Here is a 23007-nt window from a genome sequence, read left to right as displayed (position 1 = left end):
GCTGTTGTCTCAGTTGTTCAGGAATATCGCTATTGTACGGATATTCTCATTTGCCAGAATTCCTGAAACAAGACATGCTTAGTTTCATAAATCGAGCAGATGGAGCTTTTATGGATCGCGTTATTGCCGCTCAGGTCTACAACCGGATATGCGAGCTGGGAAGTTTGAGCGCGGCGGCGCGCGCGCTGGGCATTTCCCGGCCGATGGTGAGCCGCTACCTGGAACAAATGGAGAAGTGGGCGGGTACGCGGCTGGTAAACCGCTCCACGCGCAAGCTAACGCTGACCGCGGCGGGGGAAAAGGTGCTGCAAAAAACGCGGACGCTCTCGCAGATCTCGCAGGAAATCGAAGGTCAGTCGGTAAAAGATTTGCCGTCCGGCACGCTGCGGGTGGCCTGCGCGCACTTTACCGCGATGCACCTGATTGCGCCCGTGCTGCCCGGGCTGCTCTCACGCTACCCGCAACTGCGCATCGAGCTGGACGTGAACAATCACCCGGTCAGCCTGGTGGGAGAGCGCATAGACGTCGCCGTGCGCATTACGGATAACCCCGAACCCGGCATGATTGCCCGCCGGCTGGGGGAGTGTCGCTCCGTACTCTGCGCCTCGCCGGCGTATCTGGCGCAGCACGGAACACCCGCCAGCCCCGAAGAATTAGCGCAGCACAACTGCCTGCACTACAGCTTTTTCGCCGGGCAGTCCTGGCACTTCCTGACGCCGGAAGGCGAAAGCCTGAGCGTGGCCGTCAGCGGCAACCTGAGCGCCAGCATCTCTTCGCTGCTGATGGACGCGGCGATCGAGCACTGCGGTATTGCCATGCTGCCGGAGCGCGAAGCGCGTGCCGCGCTGGAGAAGGGATTGCTGGTGCCGGTGCTGGAGGCGCTTAAGCCGAAACCGCTTGCCATCCATGGTATTTATCAGTCCCGGGAGTATCAGCCTGCCGCGCTGCGCGTGTTTCTCGACGAACTTTCGCGCTACCTGGCATAAGAAGGATTACTTCGCCTTTAGCCAGGGAGACGACGTACTCCAGAAAATAATATCGGCCCCGAGATAGCTTTCGCCGAAGCGGACAAATTCCGCTTTGGTGAACGGTTTTCCGGTCTGAGGATTCTTATAGGTCAGGGTCGGTTCCTGAACCGCCATGGCGATGAGCGGCAGCGTCTGTTTATTTTTATGGAAGAAGGGATAGGCATTCTTCATGTGTGCCTTGCGGTTGGGAACAATGTCCGGCCCGCCCAGGCCGATATTGTTGGCGCTGGCATACGCAAAAAGACGCCCCATGTAGTTGTGGTCATTGTCCCACTCGCACGGCCAGAAGTTCACGTATTGCACCACGTGTGATTTCTGAAAAGCCTTGCGCGCAAAGGCCAGGTTTTCCATTTCACCCGCGAAATAGCTGTCGCAGGTAAACCCGGCGGGCGGATTTTTTTCGTCGATATCAATGGCGGTTTCAGGCAGGTTTACGCCATACACCTCGCCATCAAAGCGTTTTGCGAGCGCTGCCAGCAGTGCCTGGTAGCGCTGGCGCACCGTGGGGTCCCACTGACGCGCTACCCATCCCGCGCCGACAGGCTTGCCTTCGCCGGGGTTATCGAACTGCGGCGCAATCCCGCCGTTGTATTGCTTATCGTGCATCAGATAGTCCGGCACGTAGCGGGCGTCCGGCTCAAAAAAACGATCCTGGATCTGAATAAAGAGTTTTTTCCGGGCGGACTTAAGACGCGCCAGATCCTGCTCAATTCGCGTGAAGTCATAGCTGTCCTTCTCGGGTTCAAGCAGGCGCCAGTTGTACACGATCTGCACGCCGCCGATGTCGCTACGCGCAACAAGCGGGAGCGCCGCGTCGAGGTCGCCCGAACTGGTATAGATAAAGTTCTCCGGCGTTTTGGCCAGTGAAGACAATGAGAGAGCCAGCGTGGTTACCGCGACGGCCATCCTGATTTTTAGCGTCATATCGTTATCCTTGTTGTCGGTACAGCAGGTGAAAGTCCCAGAATCGTCTGTGTTCCTGGGCGTGTCAGATGCGTAGTCTATACTTAACCCTTTGTAAGCCAAAAGGAGAGCAAGAATGACGATTCATAAGCACGGTTCGGCACACTGGTCTGGCGACATTAAGCGCGGAAAAGGAACGGTTTCCACCGAGAGCGGCGTTCTCAATCAACAGCCTTACGGCTTTAACACCCGCTTTGAGGGTGAAAAGGGGACCAACCCGGAAGAGCTGATTGGCGCGGCACATGCGGCCTGCTTCTCAATGGCGCTGTCGCTGATGCTCGGAGAAGCGGGCTATACCGCTGATTCGATTGATACGACCGCGGACGTCTCTCTGGATAAAACCGACGGCGGCTTTGCCATCACCAAGGTTGCACTGCAAAGCAAGGTAACCGTTCCGGGCATTGCGCCACAGCAGTTTGACGGCATTATTCAGAAAGCCAAAGCGGGCTGTCCGGTGTCGCAGCTCCTGAAAGCCGAGATCACGCTGGACTATAAACTCAACTAAGCATGAGCCGGGTTAAGACCCGGCTATTTTTTTATGTAGCGAAAAAACCCTTAATCAATTCCCTTCTGAAATCCTTCTTCAGCTGCAGCGACGTGATCCTGAAAAATACAGCCGGGTAAAACAGCTGTAACAAGAAGTAATTAACCCAGATTACGCCAGCAGCGAACGTTACGGCCCTCGCGTGAGGGCTGTAACGGCTGGGGACGTTCACACCCCTGCGCTGCCATCGGGCAGCGGTCGCGGAAAAAACAGCCTTCGGGCAGATGACGGTTGCCGGGAAGCTCCGTTTTGCGTAACGCCAGCGTTTCATCCAGCGGTTCACCGGTGCGGGGAACCGAGTCGAGCAGCAGGCGGGTATAGGGATGGCGCGGCTCGCCAAGCACCTGCGCGGCGCTGCCCAGCTCAACAATCTGCCCAAGATACATCACCGCCACGCGATCACTCATGTGTCTTACCACCGAGACGTTATGCGAGATCAACACGTAGGTCAGATTACGCTGCTGCTGCAGGGTCACCAGCAGGTTAAGGATTTGCGCCTGCACGGAGATATCCAGCGCGCTGGTGGGTTCATCAAGCACGATAATATCAGGGTCGGACGAGAGCGCCCGGGCGATGGCGATGCGCTGGCGCTGCCCGCCGGAGAAGGCGTGCGGAAGTCTGTCGAGATATTCCGGGCGAATGCCCACCTGCAGCGCCAGATCCTCCGCCAGCTGACGGCGCTCGCGCTCGCTGCTGCGTTTTTGCACCCACACCGGCTCGGTGATGATGCGCCAGACCGGCAACCTCGGGTCGAGCGAGGAGAGCGGATCCTGAAACACCATCTGCATGCCGCCCGCGTGGTGCGCCCGCAGGCACGCGCCGGTGCTGGGCTTCAGCATGCCCATCAGCAGCTGGGCCAGCGTGCTTTTCCCGCAGCCGGATTCCCCGACGATGCCGAGCGTTTCACCCCGACGGATCTCAAGGTCCAGCCCGTTAAGCGCATGGACATGTTCCGTCACGCGGCCCAGCCAGTTTTTACGCGCCGCAAAGTTCACGTGCACGCTATCCAGTTCCAGCAGTACATCAGACATGGTGTTTCTCCCGTTGTGGATACCAGCAGGCAGCCTGTTGGCCTTCTGCGCCAGTGGGCACTAAGCGCGGGGTTTCGCTGCATTTCGCCCCGGCGGCAAAGCAGCGCTCGCGGAACGCGCAACCCTGCGGAAGCTCGCTGAGGTTGGGCACCGTGCCGGGGATGGCGGGAAGCGGGGCGCGCGGCTGGCCGTGTTCCGGCGCGCACTGCAGCAGCCCAATGGAATAGGGATGCACAGGGCGGTGGATCAGCGTTTGCGTGGCGCCGCTCTCGATCACGCTGCCGGCATACATCACGTACATTCTGTCGCAGAGCTGCGACACCACGGCCATATCATGGCTGATGAACAGCACCGAGGTGCCGCTGGCCCGCGCCTTATGCTTAAGCAACCGCAGCACCTGGAGCTGGACGGTAACGTCCAGCGCGGTGGTTGGCTCGTCGGCGATGATCAGCTCCGGCTCGCAGGAGAAGGCAAGGGCAATCATCACCCGCTGGCGCATGCCGCCGGAGAGTTCAAACGGATAACGATCCATGACCTGTTTCGCGTCCGGGATTTGCATCTCTTCCAGCAGGGCGATCGCCTTCTGCTGCGCCTCGCGCCGGGAAAGCGGCTGATGCTGGCGGATCACCTCCACCATCTGTTTGCCAATCCGCCGCGTCGGGTTGAGAGCGGTCATCGGCTCCTGAAAAATCATCGCCACTTTAGCGCCGCGCCACTGACGGAGCTGTTTCTCGGACGCCGTCAGGACGTTTTCACCGAGTAATCTCACCTGACCGTGATGAATACGGTAGCTGCCCTCCGGCAGCAGGCGCATGGCGAGCATGGCGGTAACGGATTTGCCCGACCCTGATTCGCCCACCACACCGACAATTTCGCCCCTGCCGATCTCCAGCGAGACGTGGTTCAGCGCATGAACCTCACCGCGAAAAATCGGGAAGCTCAGGTGCAGGTCTTCAATATTGAGTACCGATTCGGTCATCACTGTTTTCCTCCCGATTTCGGGTCCAGCAGATCGCGGATGCCGTCACCAAACAGGTTAAAGCCCACGGCAGTAATCAAAATCGCCGCACCGGGAAACGCGCAGTACCACCACTGGTCCAGGACGTAGTTACGGCCCACGGCCACCATCGCGCCCCATTCGGCAGTGGGCTGCTGCGCGCCCAGGCCAATAAACCCCAGCGTGGCGGCCATCAAAATGGCGCTGCCGATATCCAGCGAAGCCTGCACAATCAGTGGCGGCAGGGCGTTGCGCAGGATATGCCAGCGGATCAAATGCCAGCGGGAAGCGCCAAAGGTGCGTGCGGCCTGCACGTAGGTAAACTGGCGCACCACCAGGGTTTGCCCGCGTGCCAGGCGGACGTAAAACGGGATGCGGACAATCGCAATCGCCAGCATGGCGTTGAACAGGCTCGGACCGAGCGCGGCGGCCAGCGCCATGGTCAGTACCAGAGAGGGAATGGAGAGCATAATGTCCATCACCCGCATGATGATGGCGTCACCGCGCCCGCCCAGTACACCGGACAAACAGCCCAGCAGTGAGCCAATGCCGCCCGCAATCACCACGACCGCCAGCCCGGCGGTAATCGACTGCTGGCTTCCCGTCAGCACGCGGCTGAACAGATCGCGTCCTACCTCATCGGTACCAAACCAGTGCTGCGCAGACGGCGCCTGCAGGCGGGCGGTCAGATCCAGTGCGTTCGGGTCATGCGGCACAATCCACGGTGAGGCCACCATCAGAAAGAGCATCGCAATCATAATGACGCCGCCAACGATCGTGAGCGGGCTTTGACGCAGCATCCAGAACAGCTTTGCCCAGTTGACGCGTTGTCTGGCGGTTATCACCGGAACGGGTGTTTCCTGCGTTAACATCATTCGGCACCTCCGCGCCCGATTCGCGGGTCAATCCACAGGTAAAGCAGATCGACCACCAGATTAACCAGCACGTAGGCCAGCGAAACGACGACCGCAAAGCCCATCACTGCCGGGAAATCGAGCGCCTGAATGGACGTCACCACCCAGGCGCCCATGCCCGGCCAGGCAAAGACGGTCTCGGTCAGTACGGCACCGTAAAGCAGATCGCCCAGCGCCAGCCCGAGCACGGTAATGGACGGGATCATGGCATTGGGCAGGGCGTAGCGCAGGACGATGTACCAGCCGGGCAGGCCGCTGGCGCGCGCGGTGCGGATGTAGTCCTCGCTGAGCTGCTCCAGCATCGCCGAGCGCACCTGGCGCGCGACAATCCCCAGGTGAACAAACGCCAGCGTCAGCGAGGGTAAAATCAGGTGCTGCAGCACGTTAAAGAACACCTCACCGTTGCCCTCCAGCAGGGCGTCCAGAAGATAAAACCCGGTGACGTGGGTCGGCGGGTCAAGCCAGTCATCCAGCCTGCCGCCGCCGGGCAGAAGCTGCAGGTGCCCGTAGAACAGCACAATGACGCCCAGCCCAAGCCAGAAGGCCGGGGTGGAGATCCCGGTCATCGCCATTAAACGCACCAGGTGATCCAGCCAGCGGTTGCGGTAGACCGCCGACAAAATCCCCAGCGGCACGCCGATCACCAGCGCCAGCAGCAGAGAACAAAAGGCCAACTCCAGCGTGGCGGGGAAAAAGGCCTTCAGGTCTTCCGCAACCGGGCGTCCGGTACGGATGGATGTGCCTAAATCACCGTGGGCCAGGGCGTCCAAGTAGCGGCCAAACTGAACATACAGGGGCTGGTCCAGCCCTAACTGCTGGCGGATGTTCTGCACGATTTCGTCGCTGGCGCGGTCGCCTGCCAGCAGACGGGCCGGATCGCCGGGGATCAGGTGTGAAATAATAAAGGTAATAATACAGACACCGGCCACCACCAGGAGTAACCCCCAGCAGCGCTGGCGCACTATGCTCCAGAACGTCATACGCTTTCTCCCAGCGAGAACCGTTATTTACTCATGGTGGCGATGTTGAATACCTGCTCCAGCATCGGATTAAAGGTGAAGCCCTTGACCTCTTTGTTCATCGCCAGCTGGTAGTTTTTCTGGAACAGATAGACGTAGGCCGCTTCGTCGATGACCACCTTTTGTGCCTGCTGGTAATCTTTGGTGCGTTCCGCCTGGTCAGTCGTTTTCAGCGCGGCCTGCAGCAGCGAATCCACCTCTTTGTTCTCATAGAACGAGCGGTTGCCCGGCAGCCCTTTTTTGTCCGATTCGAACCAGTAGTTCATAAACATGTACGGGTCGGCAAAGTCCGGGCTCCAGTTGCCGATGGCGATGTCGTAATCGCCTTTGCCGACGCGATCGCGCATGGTGGCATTGGCCAGTTTCTCCAGCTTGACGTTAATGCCGATCTTGCCGAGGCTGGCCTGAGTGGAGAGGGCGATTGGCTCCCAGTTTGGATCGTTGTCCGAGTAGAGGAAGGTCAGGCTGGCGGGTTTGTCTTTGACCTTCTCCAGCGCCGCTTTGGCTTTGGCCTCGTCGAAGCTGTACTGCATTGCCGCGGCGTCAAAGCCCCACATACCTTCCGGGATCGGGCCGCGCATCTGCTTGCCGTTGCCGCTCAGAATGCCTTTTACCATCCCCTGGTAATCCGTCGCCCAGGAGATAGCCCGGCGTAAATCCACCTGATTGAGCGGCGCTTTGCTGTTGTTGAGGTAGAGATAGGTCACGCGCAGGGACGGGTATTCGGCGACGGCGACTTTGCCTTCCTGCTTCAGGGCCGCGAGCTGATCGACCGGCAGGGAGTCGGCAATGTCCAGATCGCCGCGGGAAAGCTGCAGTCGGCGCGAGGCGCTCTCGCCGATAATTTTCACCGAGACGCGCTTAAAGTGCGGCTTGTCGCCCGGCCAGTGGGGGTTAGGCACCAGGATCAGCTGCTGGCCTTTCTGCCAGCTTTTGAGCATAAACGGCCCGGAGCCGGCGGTGTTTTGCGCCAGAAAACCGCGCGCATCGTCAGCGGCATTGGCCTTCAGCACCGCCGGGTTAATGATAGACGCCCCGTCGTTTGCGAGCGTGTAGAGGAAAGGCGCGAACGGCTGGCTGAGGGTGAATTTCACCGTGTGGTCATCCACGGCATCAATTTTTAGATCTTTCGGGAAGGCTTCAGACGGCCCCTGGCCGAGCTTCAGCAGGCGCTCAAAGGAGAGCTTGACCGCCTCGGCGGTGACCGGCGTACCGTCGGAGAATTTGGCGTTATCCGCCAGGGTAAAGGTCCACTCTTTCTGGTCGTCGGATGCCTTCCAGCCCGTCGACAGATCGCCCTCCACCTCGGTAGAGCCGGGCTTGTACTTGACCAGACGCTGGTAGGACGGATAGGTGACGGTCCAGTCGTTGTTATCAATGGTGATGGCAGGATCGAGCGTTTGCGGATCGGCGGCTTTACCGATTGCCAGCATGTCTTTCGGAACGGCAGCCAGCGCCAGCGGGGTGCTTAAAACCAGCGTGGCGGCAATCAGGGTTGTGAGAAGCGTTGTTTTCATGGCAGAGCTCCAGGTTAAAGAGAGGTGTGCGTCAGGGGAAAACAGGCAAAACGGTCTTCCAGCAGCGGGTAGCTGGCAGCGTTCGGCAGTTCGAAGTGCCACCATTCGCTGCTAATCCCCACAAAACCGCCGCCGAACATGATGGCGTTCAGCAGCAGACGGTTGCGCTGGGCATGCGGGGGTACGGAAGGGTGATAGGGATGCGATCGGTCATGCATTTCGTCAAAGCCGGCGCCCATATCCAGCACGCGGTTATGTTCGTCCATCAGGGTGACGTCGATGGCCGTCCCGCGGCTGTGATTAGAGCCAATCGCCACGTCGACCACGTATTCCGGGTTCGGGCAGGCGTCCCACAGCTGGGCCTGCGCCTGCTGCGGGCGATAGGCGTCGTAGACCACCAGCTTCAGCCCGGCCAGCGCGGCAATGCTGATGGCTTTTGCCAGCGCGGTGGCCGCGTCGGTATGCAGCAGGCACAGCGCCTCCTGATAGATCGGGCGGCCGGTGATGTTGTCGGCGGTGGCGTACTTCAGATCGATGTGCAGCGTGGGAAACGTCTTCGCCACATCAATCAGTTCACTCTCTTCGGGCATAGCTCCGCTCCTTTAGCGTTCGAATTGACCAAACTCTTGTTGTAATTGTCGGTTTACCGCCAGGCGCGCCGGGAGTGCATCACCCAGCGCTTCCACCACGCCCGACAGCAGCAGGTTGAACAGACAGCTCACGGGGGCAAGTGAATCCCAGAAATGACCGGTATCGGTTTTCACCTGCAGTAAATCCATCGGGTAATCCCGCGCCCACGGGCACCAGATGTCGGTGATCAAGGCCAGCGGAATGCCTTTCTCGCTGGCGACGCGGCAGTACTGGCGGGCCATCGCCGAGTAGGTGCGCGTGTCGGTCAGCACAACATAAGGGTGCGAAAAACCCGAGTTCAGGGATTCAACCCAGCTGCCGGAAGCCCCCTCCGAATAGCTCACGCGCGGACGGAGATATTCGAGGTGGCTGAAGAAGGCGTTGGCAATCCCGCGCGTGGACTGGATCCCCAGCACAAACACCGCGTCGGCGTGGGCGAGGTTGTTCACCACCTGCCGGAAGGCGTCCGTTTGTGCCAGCTGGTACACCTGCGTGATGGCGTCCACCTCCAGCGCCAGGGCGTGCTGAAGGCGGTTGGGCAGGGGGGGCTGCTGCTGCCAGGAGTCCAGCCGCTCGTTCATACCCCAGGGCTGATACGGATCGCGCAGGCTTTTTTTGGCATCTTCCAGGTTGCGATACCCCAGCTTGCGCAGGAAGCGTCCGACGGTAATTCCGCTGGTTCCGCTCGCCTGGCCGACGCTCTCTGCCGTTTCAAACGGGATTTGCGCGGCGTGCGCCAGCAGCCAGCTTCCCACCCGCTTTTCGCTGGGCGTAAGCTGGCTGAACGTCGCTTCGATACGGCTCAACATCTCTGGTTTCGTCGTCATACCGCCTCGCTGTTAACTGGCTGTCAAAAGCTGGATGAGTGTTATCCGGTTAACAATGCACGACGCGTGCCATGTTCACAGGGCGGTCAAAGCCCGCTGCGCTGTAAATTTCATGCAATATTTAGTTAACCGATGATCAACATTTGTGCAGCGTAGTTCACTTTTGGTGCAGTGGCTGACGCGGCAGGTATGAATTTGGTGAATACGTCAGCCCGTTCACATTTTTGATAAGATAGATGTACTGTGAATTTTAAAGGGATCCCGGCATGGCGAATTTGCCCTGGCGAATCAGCATGCGCCTGGTGGCGCTTGCAAAGAAAACAGGGATGGTCGTGGGGATCGTCCTGGTCGTCCTGCTGGCGGTGCGGGTTTATCTCTCGCAGCAGGGGCTGGAACTGCACCTATGGCACACCTGGCGGGCAGATGAGATGTCCGTACGTGAAATGGATAACGCCGACTTTGCCGGTTATGTCGCCCGGGAAAACGCCATTTTCGCCGATCTCGATAACGCCGTGACGGCGAAAACGGGGCGCGAGGAACAAACGCCGCTAAACCGTTATTATCGCCAGAGCCTGGTATGGCCGGGGCAGTTTACGCCCGATGCCAACCGCTCCTTTGTGCTGATGCCTGCCGGGAAGCCGCGCGGCGCGGTGGTGTTGCTGCACGGGCTGACGGATTCGCCTTACAGCGTCAGGCACCTCGCCGAGAACTATCAGCAGCGCGGCTTTGTGGCCGTGGTTCCGCGCCTGCCCGGACACGGCACCGCGCCCGGTGCGCTGACGGACGTTGACTGGGAGATGTGGCTCGCCGCAACGCGTCTTGCGGTGCGGGAAGCCACGCGCCTGACGGGGGAGAACGTGCCTCTGCATCTGGTGGGCTACTCCAACGGCGGGGCGCTGGCGATGAAATATGCCCTCGATGCGCTGGAATCGCCTGCGCTTCGTCGACCGCAGCAGGTGGTACTGCTTTCACCGATGATCGGTGTGACGGCCTTTGCGCGCTTTGCCGGTTTCGCCGGATTACCGGCGCTGCTGCCGGCGTTTGCCAAAGCGGCGTGGTTGAATATCTCCCCGGAATATAACCCGTATAAATACAACTCGTTCCCGGTGAACGCCGCCCGCCAGTCCTGGCTGTTGACGAAGGCCCTGCAGGAGCAGACAGGCCGCGAGGCGCGGGAGAACAGGCTGGCGAATTTGCCGCCGGTGCTGGCGTTCCAGTCGGTCATGGATTCCACGGTCAGCACCCGCGCGGTGGTGACCGGCCTGTTTGACCAGCTTCCGGCAAACGGCAGCGAACTGGTGGTGTTTGATATCAACCAGGCGGCCAGCTTCCGTCCGCTGTTCAAGCCGTCGTCGTGGACAGCAACCTCGGCGCTTCTGCCGGTTGCGCAGAGACGTTACAGTGTCACGATTATCACCAATGCCAGCGAGCACAGTTTCTCGACGGTGGCGAAAACCACCCCGGCAGGCAGCATGCGGGAGACGGTTGTGCCGCTTGCGCAGGCCTGGCCGCAGGATGTCTATTCCCTGTCGCACGTTGCGGTGCCGTTCCCGCCGGATGACGATCTCTATGGTCGCGAACCTGGGGTGAAAAACCGCTATGGCATCAGCCTGGGGACGATTGCGCTGTGGGGAGAAACGTCCGTGCTGAGCGTCGGAAAAGAGGCGCTGATGCGGGTCACCTCAAACCCGTTTTATGGCTATATGCAGGAGAGGATTAACAGCCGGATTGGCGACGAGAAAAAGTAGCGTTCTATACGTGGTGTGAATGTGTTAGGTCACATTGTTAAAGTATGTTAAACAGTAGCTTTAAGGCACCTTTCATTCATCGGAACACCTTTTTGTGCTGACCACGCTGATTTACCGAAGCCAGTTAAAATTATCCTGTCAGTCCTCCGTGCTGAGGGAGCTGGTGGAGCACGCCCGGATCCGCAATGCCAATCTGAATATCACCGGGGTTTTGCTCGCAAAGGGCAGTGACGTGCTGCAAATACTCGAAGGTTCTGAGGAGAGCGTGGTTAAGCTGTTCCATAAAATCCGCGATGACAAGCGGCACAGTGGGGTGGTTGAACTGATGCGGGATTATGGCCCGCGCAGGCGTTTTGAAAATGTCGGTATGCTGCTGTTCGATCTGCAGACGCAGTCACCGAAAGAGGTGCTGCAGTCGGTTCTGAATTACAGCAGGCTGGACAGCTATCTGACATCCGATGACCGGGTGTTCAAATTTATTCAGACCTTTATTATGGGCAAACGTCCGGCCCCGTCGGGGGAACGCTACGATCCGGCAAAGTGGACGCTCTCAACGGAAAACTTGCCTCTGGGTGAGAGCCTGGATCTGATTGCCAGCCAGCGTTGCCAGTTTGCGCTTCAGCCCATTGTTGAGCCCTCGGAAGGCAAGATCAGCTCCTTTGAAGCCCTTATCCGCGGCAATGACGGCGGCAGCCCGGAGCATTTCTTCAGCTCTCTGGACCCGGCCAAAGTTTATGAAGTCGATCTACAGACGAAAGCGTATGCCTTCGCGCTGGCCGAAAAGCTGGGGATTGGCAGCCATAAGATTGCGGTCAATCTGCTGCCGATGTCGCTGGTGAATGTTCCTGGCGCAGTGGCGTTTCTGGTTGATCAGATTAAACAGCATGGGCTTCAGCCGGAGCAGGTGGTTATTGAAATCACAGAAAACGAGATGATCTCCGGACTTAACCAGTTCAACAGCGCCATTAAGCAGCTTCGCGGCGAGGGCGTTGGGCTGGCAATTGATGATTTTGGTTCCGGCTATGCCGGTCTTTCGCTGCTGACCCGGTTCCAGCCGGATAAAATTAAGATTGACCGGGAGATAGTTAGCGATATCCACCTCAGCGGCCCGAAGCAGGCGATTGTGCGCTCCATCATCAGCTGCTGCTCCGATCTTGAAATTACCCTGGTGGCCGAAGGGATCGAGAAGTTAGAGGAGTGGTGCTGGCTCGAATCTGCCGGGATCCGCCGCTTCCAGGGCTTTCTTTTTGCTCGTCCGCAGCTTAACGGCGTCGGCGATATCCGCTGGCCGCATCTGAAACGTTAGGCAATTTTCCTCCCGCGTTATTTCCCCTTTGGCCTGCCTGTGCTTAAATAGCTAAAACGGTTTAATATAGTTTAGCTTCGAGGGTCACATGGAAAAAATTTGGGTACTTGGTGATGCGGTAGTGGATTTATTGCCCGATGGTGAAGGGAAATTACTGCAGTGCCCCGGCGGCGCACCGGCAAACGTCGCGGTGGGCATTGCCCGTCTGGGCGGTCAGAGCGCGTTTATCGGCAGGGTTGGCGACGATCCTTTCGGGCGCTTTATGGCGAAAACTCTTGCTAACGAGCGGGTCGACGTGAAGTACATGCGCCTTGACCCGACGCACCGCACCTCTACGGTAGTGGTCGATCTGGACGACCACGGCGAACGTTCGTTTACCTTCATGGTGCGCCCGAGCGCCGATCTGTTTCTTGAACCCGCTGAGCTGCCGACGTTCAGCGCGGGCGAGTGGCTGCACGTCTGTTCCATCGCGTTAAGCGCAGAGCCGAGCCGTTCTGCGACCTTTCAGGCGATGGACGCCATCCGGAAAGCGGGCGGTTATGTAAGCTTTGACCCCAATATTCGCCCTGATCTCTGGCCGGATGAAAACGCGCTGCGTCGCTGCCTGCAACAGGCCCTGCAGAGCGCCGACGTGGTGAAACTTTCCGTTGAGGAACTGACGTTTTTAACCGGCGATACGGATGTACAAGACGGTTTGAACGCGCTGATGCAGCGCTGTCCGGCGCGTCTGGTGCTGGTGACGCAGGGTAAAGAGGGCGTTATCGCCTGGCATCAAGGCGAGGTGAAACACTATCCGGCTAACCCTGTGCAATGCGTTGATACCACCGGCGCGGGCGATGCCTTCGTCGCCGGGCTGCTCTACGGGCTGGCCGCCGGTCAGGAGCTGGTCCCGGTAATCGCCTTAGCCCAGCGCTGCGGCGCGTTAGCCACTACGGCAAAGGGGGCGATGACCGCGTTGCCCTGGCAGCACGACCTGTAATCCTTCCTTCACGGGCCGCCGACCGGCGGCCTGAATTGTCGCCTCGATCACACTTACTAAAACGGTTTAGCAAAAAAGATTGCCGATCCAAAATTCCGGGGTTTAGTATCAGCAACCTAAACCGGTTTAGCAATTTAGCACGTTCGATTAATACTTTTAGGGATGCGACAAAATGTATAAAAAACGCAGACTTGCCGTGATGATAGGCATGCTGGCCGGCAGTACCTCTGTTTTTGCTCAGACGGATATGACAAGTATCGAAGCGCGCCTTGCCGCAATGGAGCAGCGCCTTCAGGCTGCTGAAGCGCGTGCGCAGGTCGCTGAAAAACGGGCCACCGAAGCCGAACAAAAAACGCAGCAGCTGGTAGCCGCCCAGCAGCAGACGCAAACCACGGCCCAGGCGGTGGCGCAGCGCACCACCGCGCTGGAGAAAAAAGCGGACCAGAGCAGTGGGTTTGAGTTTCACGGCTACGCCCGTTCCGGCCTGCTGATGAACGATGCGGCCTCCAGCAGCAAAAGCGGTCCATACCTGACCCCGGCCGGGGAAACCGGCGGTGCGGTAGGGCGTCTGGGTAACGAAGCCGACACCTACGTCGAGCTGAACCTGGAGCACAAGCAAACTCTGGATAACGGGGCGACCACGCGCTTCAAGGCGATGCTGGCCGACGGTCAGCGAACCTATAACGACTGGTCAGCCGATACCAGCGATCTCAACATTCGCCAGGCTTTTGCGGAGCTGGGCAACCTGCCTGATTTTACCGGCGCGCTGAAGGGCAGTACCTTCTGGGCGGGTAAACGCTTCGACCGCGACAACTTTGATATTCACTGGCTGGATTCCGACGTGGTGTTTCTGGCCGGTACCGGCGGCGGCGTCTACGACGTGAAGTGGAACGATTCGCTGCGCAGCAACTTCTCGATCTACGGCCGCAACTTCGGCAGCGTGGAGCAGACGGACAACAACGTTCAGAACTACATCCTCAGCATGAACCACTTCGCCGGGCCTTTGCAGGTGATGGTGAGCGGTCTGCGGGCGAAGGATAACGACGACCGGAAAGACGCTAACGGCGATCTCATCAAAACCGACGCGGCAAATAACGGCGTTCATGCCCTGGTGGGGCTGCACAACGAGAGCTTCTACGGCCTGCGTGAAGGAAGTGCCAAAACGGCGCTGCTGTACGGCCACGGCCTGGGTGCGGAAGTAAAAAGCATCGGATCCGACGGCGCGCTGCTGTCTGATGCTGATACCTGGCGCTTCGCAAGTTACGGTGTCACGCCAATCGGCGGTGGCTGGAGCGTTGCGCCTGCCGTGCTGGCGCAGAGCAGTAAAGATCGCTACGTCAAGGGCGACAGCTATGAGTGGGTGACGCTCAACACCCGCCTGATTAAAGAGGTAACCCAGAACTTCGCGCTGGCGTTTGAGGGAAGCTATCAGTACATGGACTTAAATCCGGAAGGCTATAAGGACCGCAACGCCGTCAACGGCAGTTTCTACAAGCTGACCTTTGCGCCAACGTTAAAAGCGAGCAAAATCGGCGATTTCTTCAGCCGTCCGGAGCTGCGCCTGTTTGCCACCTGGATGGACTGGAGCAGCAAGCTCGATAATTACGCCAGCGATGATGCCTTTGGCAGCAGCGGCTTCAACGCCGGCGGGGAATGGAACTTTGGGGTCCAGATGGAAACCTGGTTTTAACCCATCACGCTCCCGCCCGGCGGGGGCGTTTCGCACATCATAAAAAGAAGTCAGGCAGAGGTATCTATGGATGTTAATCAAATCGCCCGCGAGCTTATTCCGCTGCTCGGTGGTAAGGAAAATATCGCCAGCGCGGCGCACTGCGCTACGCGTCTTCGTCTGGTGCTGGTCGATGACGCGCTTGCCGATCAGCAGGCGATCGGTAAGGTCGACGGCGTAAAAGGCTGTTTTCGTAACGCCGGGCAGATGCAGGTGATTTTCGGCACGGGCGTGGTGAATAAAGTCTACGCCGCGTTTATCCAGGCGGCGGGGATTAGCGAGTCCAGCAAGTCTGAAGCGGCGGATATCGCGGCGCGCAAGCTGAACCCGTTCCAGCGCATTGCGCGTTTGCTTTCCAATATCTTCGTTCCGATCATTCCGGCGATTGTGGCGTCCGGCCTGCTGATGGGCCTGCTCGGCATGGTGAAAACCTACGGCTGGGTTAACGCGGATAATGCCCTCTACATCATGCTGGACATGTGCAGTTCGGCGGCGTTTATCATTCTGCCAATCCTGATCGGCTTTACCGCGGCGCGGGAATTCGGCGGGAACCCGTATCTGGGGGCGACGCTCGGCGGCATTCTGACCCACCCGGCGCTGACCAACGCCTGGGGCGTGGCCTCCGGCTTCCACACTATGAACTTCTTCGGCCTTGAGATCGCGATGATTGGCTATCAGGGCACGGTATTCCCGGTGCTGCTGGCCGTCTGGTTTATGAGCATCGTCGAGAAAAACCTGCGCCGCGCGATCCCGGACGCGCTGGATCTGATTTTGACGCCGTTCCTCACCGTCGTTATCTCCGGCTTTATCGCCTTGCTGATTATCGGCCCGGCGGGGCGCGCGCTGGGCGACGGCATCTCCTTTATCCTGAGCACGCTGATTGAACACGCGGGCTGGTTGGCCGGGCTACTGTTCGGCGGGCTTTACTCGGTGATTGTGATCACCGGTATTCACCACAGCTTCCACGCGATTGAAGCCGGGCTGCTGGGTAACCCGTCGATTGGCGTAAACTTCCTGCTACCGATCTGGGCCATGGCGAACGTGGCGCAGGGCGGCGCCTGTCTGGCGGTGTGGTTCAAAACCAAAGATGTCAAAATCAAAGCCATTACCTTACCGTCGGCGTTCTCTGCCATGCTGGGCATCACCGAAGCGGCCATTTTTGGTATCAACCTGCGCTTCGTGAAGCCGTTTATCGCTGCGCTGATCGGCGGCGCGGCGGGCGGGGCCTGGGTGGTGTCAGTGCATGTCTACATGACCGCCGTCGGGCTGACCGCTATTCCGGGCATGGCTATCGTGCAGGCCAGCTCGCTCCTTAACTATATTATCGGCATGGTGATTGCCTTCGGCGTGGCGTTTACCGTCTCGCTGCTGCTGAAATATAAAACGGACTCTGAATAATGACGTTACCTTCCCGCTGGCCTGCGATCCTGCAGGCCGTTATGAAAGGGCAGCCCCGCGCGCAGGCGGATAGCCACTACCCGCAGTGGCACCCCGCACCGGTGACGGGGCTGATGAACGACCCGAACGGGTTTATCTGGTTTGCTGGCCGTTACCATCTGTTCTATCAGTGGAACCCGCTGGACTGCGAGCATCGCTTTAAGTGCTGGGGACACTGGAGCTCTGCGGATCTGGTGCACTGGCGGCACGAGCCACTGGCGCTGATGCCCGACGAAGCGTATGACCGCAACGGCTGCTACTCCGGTAGCGCCGTGGACAACCAGGGCGTCCTCACGCTGTGCTACACCGGCAACGTTAAGTTTGATGACGGCAGCCGCACCGCCTGGCAGTGCCTGGCGGAGGAACAAGCGGACGGAACCTTTAAGAAGCTGGGGCCGGTGCTGGCGCTGCCGGAAGGCTACACCGGACACGTGCGCGACCCGAAGGTATGGCAGCACGACGGGGAGTGGTACATGGTGCTCGGCGCGCAGGATGTGCAAAAGCGTGGCAAGGTACTGCTGTTTAAATCAGCCGATTTGCACGCCTGGACGTCCTGCGGGGAGATCGCCGGTCACGGGGTCAACGGCCTGACGGACGCAGGGTACATGTGGGAGTGCCCGGACCTGTTCGCCCTCGACGGGACGCACGTGCTGATCTGCTGCCCACAGGGGCTGGCGCGCGAGCCGCATCGCTACCTCAACACCTATCCGGCCAGCTGGATGAGCGGGGCGTTTGACTATACTAACGCCGCATTCGATCACGGCGAGCTGCACGAGCTGGACGCGGGCTTTGAGTTTTACGCCCCGCAAACCACGCTGGCGGAGGACGGACGCCGCATTCTAATCGGCTGGATGGGCGTACCGGACGGGGAAGAGATGCTTCAGCCCACGCGGGCGCACGGCTGGATGCACCAGATGACCTGCCCGCGAGAATTGCGCTTTAGCGACGGCAGGCTCTGGCAGACCCCGGCGCGCGAGCTGGCGGCGCTGCGTGAAGATGAGCAGCGCTGGCAGGGGCGCGCCAGCGAGGCGCCGGAACTGGACGCGACGCGCCTGGAGTTTGAGCTGGGCGCATCGCAGGTGAATATCGATTTTGCCGGCGCGCTGCGCCTCACGGTCGACGAGCAGGGTTTACGCCTTGAACGCGCGAGCCTGAAAACCGGTGAAACATTGACCCGCTACTGGCAGGGTGAGGTTCGTCATTTACGCGTTCTGTGCGACTGCTCCAGCGTTGAAATTTTCATCAATCACGGTGAAGGGGTGATGAGCAGCCGCTATTTTCCTGACCATCCGGTGCGGGTGCGATTCGAAGGTGCGTCCGACATCACATTACGCTACTGGTCGCTGCGCGCCTGCATGATAGAATGAGGGTTTTGGCAGCCGGATCTAAGTCGTTGTGAGAAAAACAAAACGCGTCACCATCAAAGACATCGCGGAGCTGGCGGGGGTGTCAAAAGCCACCGCCAGCCTGGTCCTGAACGGGCGCAGCAAAGAGCTTCGCGTGGCGGAAGAGACGCGCGAGCGTGTGCTGGCGATTGCAAAAGAGCACCACTATCAGCCCAGCATTCACGCCCGGTCGCTGCGCGATAACCGCAGCCACACCATTGGTCTTGTCGTTCCGGAGATCACCAACTACGGTTTTGCCGTGTTTTCTCACGAGCTGGAGACGCTGTGCCGCGAGGCCGGCGTTCAGCTGCTGATCTCATGCAGCGATGAAAACCCAGGGCAGGAGACAGTGGTGGTGAACAACATGGTGGCGCGTCAGGTGGACGGGCTGATTGTGGCCTCCAGCATGCTGAACGATGCGGACTACCTGAAGCTCAGCGAGCAGCTGCCCGTGGTGCTTTTTGACCGCCACATGAACGACAGCGCGCTGCCGCTGGTGATCACCGACTCCATTACCCCGACGACGGCACTGGTAGCGGACATTGCGCGTCAGCATCCGGATGAGTTCTACTTCCTCGGCGGACAGCCGCGCCTGTCTCCGACACGCGACCGCCTGGAAGGGTTTAAGCAAGGTCTGCGAGAGGCCGGTGTGGCGCTGCGCCCCGAGTGGATCGTTCACGGCAACTATCACCCGAGCTCCGGGTACGAGATGTTTGCCGAACTCTGCGCCCGCCTTGGGCGTCCGCCAAAAGCGTTATTCACCGCCGCCTGCGGGCTGCTGGAGGGGGTTCTGCGCTATATGGGCCAGCATAATCTGCTGCAAAGCGATATCAGGTTAGCCAGCTTCGACGATCACTATCTCTACGATTCGCTGACGATCCCGGTGGATACCATTCGACAGGACAACCGCCAGCTGGCGTGGCACTGCTTTGATCTGATAGGCAAATTGATCGAAGGGGAGACGCCGCAACCATTGCAGCGCAAGCTGGATGCCACTCTGCAGCGGCGCTATAAGCCAGCGGTATAGCCCCGCGCGATACATCAATAACTTTAATTAATTTAAGTTTTGGAAGCGCCGATAACCATAAGGAATAATTCTCCTTGAGGTATTGGTTTATGTCGTTGAAAAAGTCGTCCCTGATTGTCCTGTTCTCGCTGCTTTTGTTCTTTATCGTCAGCACCGTGACGAGCGTTGGCCTCATCATTAAAAGTAATAACTCCCTGGATAACGTGAACAAAGAGATCCAGGTGGTGCTGTCGATTATTGACCCCATCAACCACAGCCGTACGCTGCGCGTGCGGGTGATGGAGTACGTGAAGATGGTGGAAGCGGGCAACTCGACAGACGAGTCTGCAAAGCTTGCCGCAGTGAAAGAGGCGCTGACCAAAGCCGACAATGCCTTTGCGGCCTTTATGGCTTCGCCGCGTCTGACGGATGAAGCGCCGCTAGTGAGTGCCTATCAGGACGCCTGGCAAAACTATCGCAACCAGGGGCTTGCGCCGCTGATCGATGCCGCGGCGGCGCACGATGTTGCTAAATTTAACGCTCTGATCCCGGAAGTTTCCCGCCTCGACCGTCAGTACGAAATCGTTCTCGACCAGGTGCTTTCGGTCCACCAGAAATACGCCAAAAGCCTGAACGAGGATGCGCGCAGTAATTTTGTCTCCGGCCTGGCGATCATTGCCGTCATTGCCTGCCTGTTTGTGGCGGTGATTGTCGCGGTCAGCCTCTTTATGAAGCGCTTCGTCTTTGCCCCGGTTAACCTGGCGCGCGAGCACTGCAGCCAGATTGCGGCGGGCAAGCTGGACACTCCGGTGCCGGTGAAGGGGAGTTCACATAACGAAATCGACCACCTGATGGGCTCGATGGAGCAGATGCGTCAGGCACTGCTCGCGACCATCGCCCAGGTGCGCGATGCGAGCCATACCGTGACGCACGCGGCCCAGGAGATTGCCTCCGGGAATATCGACCTGGCGTCACGCACCGAGGAGCAGGCTTCCGCCTTAACCCAGACGGCGGCCAGCATGGAAGAGCTGAGCGCGACGGTGGCGAACAATACCGACAACGTCTATCAGGCCGGTAAACTGGTGCAGGACGCGGTGAAAAATGCCCACACCGGTGAAGCGGTGACCCGCGAAGTGATCGACACGATGAACACCATCGCGGCGAATTCGAAGCGCATCGAAGACATTACCAGCGTGATTAACAGCATCGCTTTCCAGACCAATATTCTGGCGCTGAACGCGGCGGTTGAAGCGGCGCGCGCCGGTACGCAAGGTCGCGGCTTTGCGGTCGTGGCCAGCGAAGTGCGCACCCTGGCGCAGAAAAGCGCGGTGGCAGCCAAGGATATCGAGAGCCTGATTACGCAGTCGGTCTCCAGCGTGAAAAACGGTGCGGAGTTGGTCAGCCGCTCGGGCGAGGTGATTGACTCGATCATTTCGTCGGTGAACAAAGTGAATACGCTGATGGAGCAAATTTCCGTCGCCTCCGAAGAGCAGAGCCGCGGGATCAGCCAGGTCGGGCAGGCGGTGACCGAGATGGATGGCGTCACCCAGCAGAACGCCGCGCTGGTGCAGCAGTCCGCTGCGGCAGCGGCATCGCTGGAAGAGCAGGCGCAGCAGCTTTCACGGAGTATTTCGAGTTTTAGGTTGCCGGTGCGGGCTTGATTGATAGTGTAAGGCCCCTCTGGGGGCTTTTTTGTGGCGGGTATAAAAGAAAAGGCATGCTACGCAACTCTTTTATTCTACTCTTTTTGTAGGTTTTATTCATAAGTCACGACGGCGCTTAGATAGCATTAAAATATCCACTTTCACACGCAATTTTTTATCTAAGAAGCATTAGATATTGAGATTATATTCTGTTTCGTTGGCGCGTCACAGAGTCATACAGGTGTGAGTTATTTTTTAGTAAATTAGAATGGATTTTATAAATCATTAAATATAAGTATCATAGGATCGTTAGGTGTAATGAAAAATAACTGTGGGTGTTATTTAGTAAAATATTCATTAAGTATTATTGTCGTCGATAGTTTATATGGTTCTGGCTTATCTTACGTCATGCTTGTTTTTGTATGTATAACCAAACTTGATGTTCGTCAGCAAAATGGAATTAGGAGGAAATATATGCAAAAATCATTAATGGCGTAGGGTTTTATAATTGGCTGTGGCTATGAAAGAACTTAAAACAATGCCTGAGGGGGCTCAGGCATTGTTGTTTAAAATAACCTAGTGCCATTATAGAGTTGCTTTGCAATCATCTCGGTCCTTTGTTTTATTTCCTGCTCTCCCCATAAAGGGCTCATTATATAAGTTTGAGTTAATGGATATCCGCTTTTGTTTAATATGCTATACTTTTCAGCGATAACGGAATTTTTTAATATATTATTATTTGTTACCTCATCGATTAGCAATAGGTTACCAATGCTTCCAATTATATCGCCTGGAACTCCGGATTTAATATTTGACTCTGGAATATAATGTTCAATGGTCAAAAGATGATGGTTTATGTTAAGACAGGATATAGCATCACCCAACTGCTTCGATAGTATGTATTTAATTATATTTTTGTTTCTTGTTTTATTTGAAAGATAATTTAATTCAGCAAAGTTAACATAAAATTCATCAAAGCTAGGTAATTTAGAATCTAGGGATTTAAATAATGAATTTAGAATAGACTGTATTTGATCATGTGAACTCGTTGCGGTTAGGTTGATAGCATGTTCTGAATAAGTTGTGGCGATCACTCCAGATGAACGCTGTGATGTTATTGCATTGAATACAAAATGAAAATACTCTATTTTTTCAAGGGACGATTTAAGAACTTTTAGAGTTATCTTATTCTCTCTCCATGCGCGAGTAAGAGCAAGTGTCATTGATGATTGTTGTTTGACTTTGAATAAATTGAGGTTCTCAAATATCGTTTTTATTTTTAACTCTTGTTTACTCCATTCAACACTATTAGGATAAGTTATTTGTTTGTAATAATCGGCTGTTTTTATTATTGTATTCAAAAGGTTTTCGGCTTTCTGATTATCATCTCCTAACGTTGATTTTATCTCCGGGAAGAGCTTCTTATCAGTGATGTATTTATGCTCCGACAACCAATAATGAAGAAGGTAATTATCTAACGTTTGCTCACCTGAATCATTATCGAATTTAGATACAAGATTATTCCATGATATTTTTGCAGCATCAAATCGCGAATTGTTTGATCTTAATTTTTTAAGGAAAAGGTTTTTCACTAGATCTGATGTTTTTAAATCACGACCACGGGCATTTAGAGTTTCAAATATTAAATAGGCATCATCTTCATTATCAAGTTGAATAAACACCAACTTAAGTGCAAGTATTTTATCTCTGATGTCTTTTAGTTTTTGAATAGGACTATCTTTAACATCATTGAAAAGTTCTATTTGTTTATTATCATAAGATGTTATCTGTGGAATTAATGAGGTTAATTTGTTTTTTATCAAGTTGTATGCATTTTGGAGATTGCTTTCTTCTACCCCAATTTCATCTTTGATAATGTTCTTTTTGTATGATTGAATAACTCCTTGTAGAAAAGGGAATGATGTTTCGGAATTTAAAATAAACTCATCTTCATTATCGACGTTTGCTTTTTCTATGTATTTATGTATGCCTCTTGCGAGGTTGTCTTGCTTTAATGTAAGAAATGCATCTCTAATTACAGATAAAATTATTGTTATGGTAGTTAAACGTTGTTGCCCATCAACAATGCCAAAATAAGGCTTTACGGATTGAAATACAACCATGGAACCAATGAAATAATTTTCATCATTATTTTTAGTTATATCTTCCCAGAAATTTTCTACTTCATCCTTCTCCCAGGAGTAGGGCCTTTGGAATCTGGGGATTTTGAAATATCCTGATGAAAAGATATCTTGTATCTCTTTATCATTAGCTTCAATTTTCATTGGTTTTCCTTTTCAATTT

Annotated in this window: 19 protein-coding genes; 10 read left to right on the top strand and 9 right to left on the bottom strand. The window is 56.5% G+C overall.

What is annotated here, in order from left to right; genetic code table 11:
- Positions 1–110 precede the first annotated feature (110 nt).
- Entirely contained in the window at positions 111–986 is an 876-nt protein-coding gene (locus AC4ICF_RS12040) for a LysR family transcriptional regulator (RefSeq protein ID WP_116339760.1), read from the top strand.
- 6 nt (positions 987–992) lie between these two features.
- On the opposite strand, the gene AC4ICF_RS12035 is transcribed toward AC4ICF_RS12040, so the two are convergent.
- A complete protein-coding gene (locus AC4ICF_RS12035; protein WP_316379189.1) occupies positions 993–1952 on the bottom strand; it encodes a hypothetical protein in 960 nt (319 codons plus the stop codon).
- Between the two features lie 115 nt (positions 1953–2067).
- On the opposite strand from AC4ICF_RS12035, the gene AC4ICF_RS12030 reads away from it, so the two are divergent.
- Positions 2068–2496, top strand: coding sequence for an OsmC family protein (locus AC4ICF_RS12030; protein WP_028013230.1), 429 nt, complete (start codon positions 2068–2070; stop codon positions 2494–2496).
- Positions 2497–2636: 140 nt separating this feature from the next.
- On the opposite strand, the gene AC4ICF_RS12025 is transcribed toward AC4ICF_RS12030, so the two are convergent.
- From AC4ICF_RS12025 to AC4ICF_RS11995, 7 genes are read right to left on the bottom strand one after another with little or no spacing between them, the layout of a single operon-like run.
- Complete coding sequence (locus AC4ICF_RS12025; RefSeq protein ID WP_163329499.1) at positions 2637–3566, bottom strand: ABC transporter ATP-binding protein; 930 nt, start codon at positions 3564–3566, stop codon at positions 2637–2639.
- Complete coding sequence (locus AC4ICF_RS12020; protein WP_316379188.1) at positions 3559–4545, bottom strand: ABC transporter ATP-binding protein; 987 nt, start codon at positions 4543–4545, stop codon at positions 3559–3561. Before AC4ICF_RS12020 ends, AC4ICF_RS12025 begins: the two co-directional genes overlap by 8 nt.
- A complete protein-coding gene (gene ddpC, locus AC4ICF_RS12015; RefSeq protein ID WP_316379187.1) occupies positions 4545–5438 on the bottom strand; it encodes a D,D-dipeptide ABC transporter permease in 894 nt (297 codons plus the stop codon). The genes AC4ICF_RS12020 and ddpC overlap by 1 nt, the downstream gene beginning before the upstream one ends.
- Positions 5435–6457 carry an ABC transporter permease gene (locus AC4ICF_RS12010; protein ID WP_316379185.1) on the bottom strand — a complete coding sequence of 341 codons (1023 nt, stop codon included), beginning with the start codon at positions 6455–6457 and terminating at the stop codon, positions 5435–5437. The genes ddpC and AC4ICF_RS12010 overlap by 4 nt, the downstream gene beginning before the upstream one ends.
- 23 nt (positions 6458–6480) lie before the next feature.
- A complete protein-coding gene (locus tag AC4ICF_RS12005) occupies positions 6481–8013 on the bottom strand; it encodes an ABC transporter substrate-binding protein (protein WP_302218321.1) in 1533 nt (510 codons plus the stop codon).
- A gap of 14 nt (positions 8014–8027) precedes the next feature.
- Positions 8028–8603 carry a D-alanyl-D-alanine dipeptidase gene (gene ddpX / locus AC4ICF_RS12000; protein ID WP_316379184.1) on the bottom strand — a complete coding sequence of 192 codons (576 nt, stop codon included), beginning with the start codon at positions 8601–8603 and terminating at the stop codon, positions 8028–8030.
- Between the two features lie 12 nt (positions 8604–8615).
- Positions 8616–9470 carry a MurR/RpiR family transcriptional regulator gene (locus AC4ICF_RS11995; RefSeq protein WP_316379183.1) on the bottom strand — a complete coding sequence of 285 codons (855 nt, stop codon included), beginning with the start codon at positions 9468–9470 and terminating at the stop codon, positions 8616–8618.
- A gap of 266 nt (positions 9471–9736) precedes the next feature.
- Here AC4ICF_RS11995 and AC4ICF_RS11990 point away from each other — a divergent pair, with 266 nt between their 5' ends.
- The 8 genes from AC4ICF_RS11990 (at position 9737) to AC4ICF_RS11955 (ending at position 20721) form a co-directional block, all read left to right on the top strand.
- Positions 9737–11218, top strand: a complete 1482-nt coding sequence (locus AC4ICF_RS11990; RefSeq protein WP_316379182.1) for an alpha/beta hydrolase — start codon at positions 9737–9739, stop codon at positions 11216–11218.
- A 94-nt stretch (positions 11219–11312) separates the two neighbouring features.
- Positions 11313–12524: a diguanylate phosphodiesterase gene (locus AC4ICF_RS11985; protein WP_316379181.1), complete on the top strand. Its 1212-nt coding sequence runs from the start codon at positions 11313–11315 to the stop codon at positions 12522–12524.
- 88 nt (positions 12525–12612) lie between these two features.
- Positions 12613–13503: a fructokinase gene (gene cscK, locus AC4ICF_RS11980; protein ID WP_316379180.1), complete on the top strand. Its 891-nt coding sequence runs from the start codon at positions 12613–12615 to the stop codon at positions 13501–13503.
- Positions 13504–13675: 172 nt separating this feature from the next.
- Positions 13676–15193, top strand: a complete 1518-nt coding sequence (locus tag AC4ICF_RS11975; protein ID WP_116339786.1) for a carbohydrate porin — start codon at positions 13676–13678, stop codon at positions 15191–15193.
- A gap of 66 nt (positions 15194–15259) precedes the next feature.
- Positions 15260–16630 (top strand): sucrose-specific PTS transporter subunit IIBC, encoded by a 1371-nt coding sequence (locus AC4ICF_RS11970; protein WP_439209806.1) that lies wholly within the window; start codon positions 15260–15262, stop codon positions 16628–16630.
- Complete coding sequence (locus AC4ICF_RS11965) at positions 16630–18036, top strand: sucrose-6-phosphate hydrolase (RefSeq protein WP_316379178.1); 1407 nt, start codon at positions 16630–16632, stop codon at positions 18034–18036. Before AC4ICF_RS11970 ends, AC4ICF_RS11965 begins: the two co-directional genes overlap by 1 nt.
- Before the next feature lie 28 nt (positions 18037–18064).
- Entirely contained in the window at positions 18065–19081 is a 1017-nt protein-coding gene (locus AC4ICF_RS11960; RefSeq protein WP_116339792.1) for a LacI family DNA-binding transcriptional regulator, read from the top strand.
- Positions 19082–19170: 89 nt separating this feature from the next.
- Complete coding sequence (locus AC4ICF_RS11955) at positions 19171–20721, top strand: methyl-accepting chemotaxis protein (protein ID WP_316379177.1); 1551 nt, start codon at positions 19171–19173, stop codon at positions 20719–20721.
- 548 nt (positions 20722–21269) lie between these two features.
- Here AC4ICF_RS11955 and AC4ICF_RS11950 read toward each other — a convergent pair.
- On the bottom strand, positions 21270–22988 hold the full coding sequence (locus tag AC4ICF_RS11950) for a DUF262 domain-containing protein (RefSeq protein ID WP_316379176.1): 1719 nt from the start codon (positions 22986–22988) through the stop codon (positions 21270–21272).
- Positions 22989–23007: the final 19 nt, after the last annotated feature.

The sequence above is a fragment of the Enterobacter sp. ECC_219_Taxon_10 genome (assembly GCF_058354905.1).
This window is presented reverse-complemented; position numbering and strand designations above follow the sequence as displayed.